Below are 4,244 nucleotides of genomic sequence, written 5' to 3'. Positions count from 1 at the left end.
ATTGATCACCCAAAGCCCATCAATCGCTTCTGAAGTATTGGGCAGTTAAAAATTCAAAAAAACCTTTGAAATCTTCATTGAATTTAATATCTTGCTCATTGCTCTTCCATAACCTGAAATATTGTGCCATATGGGAAAACATAAAAACAAAAAGGAGAAATCCAAAAAAGAAAAAGACGAAAAGCCTCTTTTAACGGCAGAATCAGAAACCAAACCATCAAAAAAAACCGAGGATGACCAGGAAGAGAGCGTAGCCGAAGGCGCCCTTTACCACGACATTCATGACCAGCCTCATTCCCGCATGAAACGCAAGGTATACGAAAAAGAGCTGGAAAAGCTTGCCGTGGAGCTGGTCAAACTCCAGGAATGGGTTAAGGCCCAGAAACTGAAGGTGGTTGTCATTTTCGAAGGCCGCGACGCTGCCGGAAAGGGCGGAGTCATCAAAACCATTTCCGGCATTGTGAATCCCCGTATTTGCCGTGTGGTTGCCCTCGGAATCCCTACCGAAAAAGAAAAGTCACAATGGTATTTTCAGCGGTATGTTTCCCAACTTCCGGCAGGAGGTGAGATTGTCCTCTTCGACCGTAGCTGGTATAACCGCGCCGGTGTGGAACATGTAATGGGGTTTTGCACCAATGAAGAATACGAAGAATTTCTCCGTTCCTGTCCGGAATTCGAAAAAATGCTCGTTCGTTCAGGAATCATCCTGATTAAATACTGGTTCTCCATCAGCGACGAAGAGCAGGAACGCCGCTTCCAGGACCGCATCAACGACCCGGCCAAACGTTGGAAAATCAGCCCAATGGATGTGGAATCCCGCAACAAATGGGTGGAATATTCCATGGCCAAGGACAAAATGTTTGCCTATACCGACACGAAACAATGTCCCTGGTATGTTGTGGAAGCCGATGACAAGAGGAGAGCCCGCCTGAACTGCATTCACCATTTCCTGTCTTTGATTCCTTATGAGGACCTTACCCCAAAACCGTTTAAACTGCCTCCGCGACGCATTGATACAGCCTATGTAAGGCCGCCAAAAGAGGAACAAACCTTTGTGCCGCAGATCTATTGATCATCTGCAAACACAGGTCTTTCTCCATTCATTCCCTTCCGTCCGGCAGGAAGAACTTTTTCATTGGTTTTCTTTTTTCCTGAGGGGCGACCCAAACCTGGGAACTTTTTTTATATTTGAATCTTCCTAAAAAATAAAACGTATGCGAAAGCTTTTTCTGTTTTTCTTTTCCTTTTTGTTATCATTTTCCCTTCTGGCCCAGAATAACCCTGTGCGGGTGTTGGTTATCGGAGCTCATCCGGACGATTGCGATGAAGGTGCCGGAGGTCTGGCCGCCCTCTATGCCGAGGCCGGCTGTGCCGTTAAATTTGTTTCAATGACCAATGGAGACAAGGGTCATCAGAGCATCTCGGGCGGAGTACTCGCCAGCCGCAGAATGGAGGAAGCACGGGAAGCCGGCCGCCGTCTGGGCATTGTTTATGAAGTACTTGACAACCATGATGGTGAACTGATGCCTACCCTCGAAAACCGTTTTACCGTTATCAGGCTGATCAGGGAATGGAAGGCAGATATTGTCATCACGCACCGTACCAACGATTACCACCCCGACCACCGGTACACAGGTATCCTGGTGCAGGATGCAGCCTATATGGTGACAGTTCCGAATATTCTCAGCGGTACACCGGCGCTTCATGATAATCCAGTTTTTCTGTATATGAGCGATCATTTTCAGCGTCCTAATCCGTTCCGGCCTGACATTGTTGTCGATATAACCCCTGTGCTGGAAAAAAAGTTCCGCGCTCTGGATGCCCATGTTTCGCAGGTGTATGAATGGCTTCCATGGATTGGCCATTACGAAAAAGACGTGCCCGCCGACCCGGCCCAGCGTTTTAACTGGCTTATGAAACACTATGCTCCCTATTATGCCGTTTCCGAAACGCAAAAGCCTGTGCTGGAAAAATGGTATGGCAGGGACCGACTGCCCTCTGTCAAATATACCGAAGCCTTCGAAATATGTGAGTACGGAGCGCAACCCGATGAACAACAGATCCGGCGGCTGTTTCCGATGTTTTCGCCGGCGGGAAAAGTAATAAATAGATAAACTGACTGATTACTAACCAAATGCAAAATGAAGTATGAAACCAACAAACCGTAGGGAGTTTATCCGTCGTACTGCCGCTGCTGCGGCTGTGTTATCAACAGGCAGTTCCGGTGTTCTGCTGGCTGCACAGGAAAGAGAAGAACAGAAAAATCAGCTGCTGGCCGGTAAATTCGGCCCGAACGATACCCTTCGCATAGCCTGCATCGGAGTGGGGATTATGGGACATCAGAACATCGAAACGGCTTTGAAAGTGCCGGGTGTGAAGCTGGTGGCTGTCTGTGATCTCTATACCGGGCGTCTGGAAAGGGCAAAGGAAAAATTCGGGAAAGACCTGTTCGTTACCCGCGATTACCAGGAAATCCTCAGCCGCAAAGATATTGATGCAGTTATTATAGCTACCAGCGACCATTATCATGCCCGCATTACCATGGATGCTCTCAAAGCAGGAAAGCATGTTTACTGCGAGAAACCAATGGTACAGAAATTTGAGGAAGGCCGGGATGTAATTGAAACCTGGAAAAAGAGCGGAAAGGTGATGCAGGTGGGAAGCCAGAGGGTGAGCAGTATTGCCCTGTGGAAGGCGAAGGAGATGTTCAGGGCAGGAATTCTGGGGCAGCTCAATTCGGTTGAAGCTTCCTTCGACAGGCAGGATGCCCTTGGTGCTTGGGAATATACCATGCCTCTTGATGCCTCCGAGCAGACGGTCGACTGGAAACGATATACTGCAGGACTTCCCCCCCGGCCGTTCGATCCGAAACAGTTCTTCTGGTGGAGAAATTACAGGGAGTTCGGCACCGGTGTTTCGGGCGATCTTTTTGTGCATCTTCTTTCAGGTATTCATCTGATCACTGGTTCTTACGGGCCCGTTAAAATCTTTTCATCCGGACAATTGTGTTACTGGAAAGACGGCCGTGATGTGCCCGATGTGATGATGGCTCTGATGGAATATCCTGAAACACCTGAGCATCCACAGTTTCAGGTAACACTGCGGGTGAATTTTATCAGCGGCGCCGGAGAAAAGGGGATCACCCGCCTGATAGGAAGCGAAGGGGTGATGGAACTGGGCTGGAACGATTTTACCGTTACCCACAGCATCATGTCAAAAGCTCCCGGAATTGGCGGCTGGGATGCCTTCGATACATACCCTGAAGCAATGCAGAAAAAACTGCTGGAAGAATACAACCGGAAATATTCAGCCGAAGACCAGAAACGACCCGAAAAACCTCCGTTTGTTTATAAGGCACCTGATGGCTACGACGAACACCTTGACCATTTTGTCAACTTCTTCACTGCCGTCAGAGGAGGCAAACCGGTTGTGGAGGATGCAGAATTTGGATTCCGTGCGGCAGCTCCCTGCCTTGCTTGCAATGAAAGCTATTTTAAAAACAAAATTATCCGCTGGGATCCTGTCAATATGAAGCTGGTTTAGAAACAAAATAATTTCCGATTTCCCATGATTGAATTTCCGATTTCCCATTTCCTATTTCCCATTAATGAATTTCCCATTTCCCATTTCCTGTTTCCCATTAATGTGTTCAGGTTTTCATAGCGTGATCTCATAAAGGAAATTGGAAATTGGAAATTTCTGAGAATTTTTTCGTTTTTGGTTCAGGAATTTTTCTGAATTTTTTAACTTTGCGATTTCTGTTCCACATGTCATGCGCGGTTTATTTATTCTGATTCTAACGGTATGTGTCAGCAATGCTTTTAGTCAGCAAGCTGATACCATTTATTACAAAAAGGGTTTCGGAACGGCTGTTTTCCGTTATCAGGGCAAAATGCTCAGACCGGGCCAGATGGAAGATCTGGTGAGACATACTCCCGGTGCAAAAGAAGAAATGCACAAAGCGGTGCTGAACTACAACATCTATGTGCCGGTTGGTATTGCAGGAGGCGCAATGATGGGCTGGGCTGTCGGACAAAATCTTGCCGGAGCAAAGATGAATTATCCGCTTTTCGGAAGCGGACTTGGACTCGCCCTGATTTCCATTCCCCTCTACAATGCGTATGCCCGTCACTCCGTCAATGCAGCCAGAATGTTCAACAAAAGTATAAGTCCGGTTGCCCTGCGTTTTCCCGACCGGCTTACCCACAGTTCTGCTCTGGGTTTGTCGCTGAGAATTACATTTT

The 4,244-nt window shown here is 47.6% G+C and carries 4 protein-coding genes; all 4 read left to right on the top strand.

The genetic code is table 11. From position 1 onward, the window contains the following. Nucleotides 1-130: 130 nt before the first annotated feature. The gene (gene ppk2, locus GX419_04645) at nucleotides 131-1,072 is read left to right on the top strand and encodes a polyphosphate kinase 2 (GenBank protein NLI23978.1); all 942 of its coding nucleotides are present in this window, start codon (nucleotides 131-133) and stop codon (nucleotides 1,070-1,072) included. 142 nt (nucleotides 1,073-1,214) lie between these two features. Next, nucleotides 1,215-2,114, top strand: coding sequence for a PIG-L family deacetylase (locus GX419_04640; GenBank protein ID NLI23977.1), 900 nt, complete (start codon nucleotides 1,215-1,217; stop codon nucleotides 2,112-2,114). A gap of 34 nt (nucleotides 2,115-2,148) precedes the next feature. Further along, the gene (locus tag GX419_04635) at nucleotides 2,149-3,543 is read left to right on the top strand and encodes a Gfo/Idh/MocA family oxidoreductase (protein ID NLI23976.1); all 1,395 of its coding nucleotides are present in this window, start codon (nucleotides 2,149-2,151) and stop codon (nucleotides 3,541-3,543) included. Between the two features lie 229 nt (nucleotides 3,544-3,772). Then, nucleotides 3,773-4,244 (top strand): hypothetical protein (locus GX419_04630; protein NLI23975.1); only part of this gene is annotated, 472 nt, incomplete at its 3' end.

It is taken from the genome of Bacteroidales bacterium (genome assembly GCA_012517825.1).
Lineage (GTDB): Bacteria > Bacteroidota > Bacteroidia > Bacteroidales > JAAYUG01 > JAAYUG01.
Note: the sequence above shows the minus strand (reverse complement) of the source record. Positions and strands in the feature narration are given on the sequence as shown.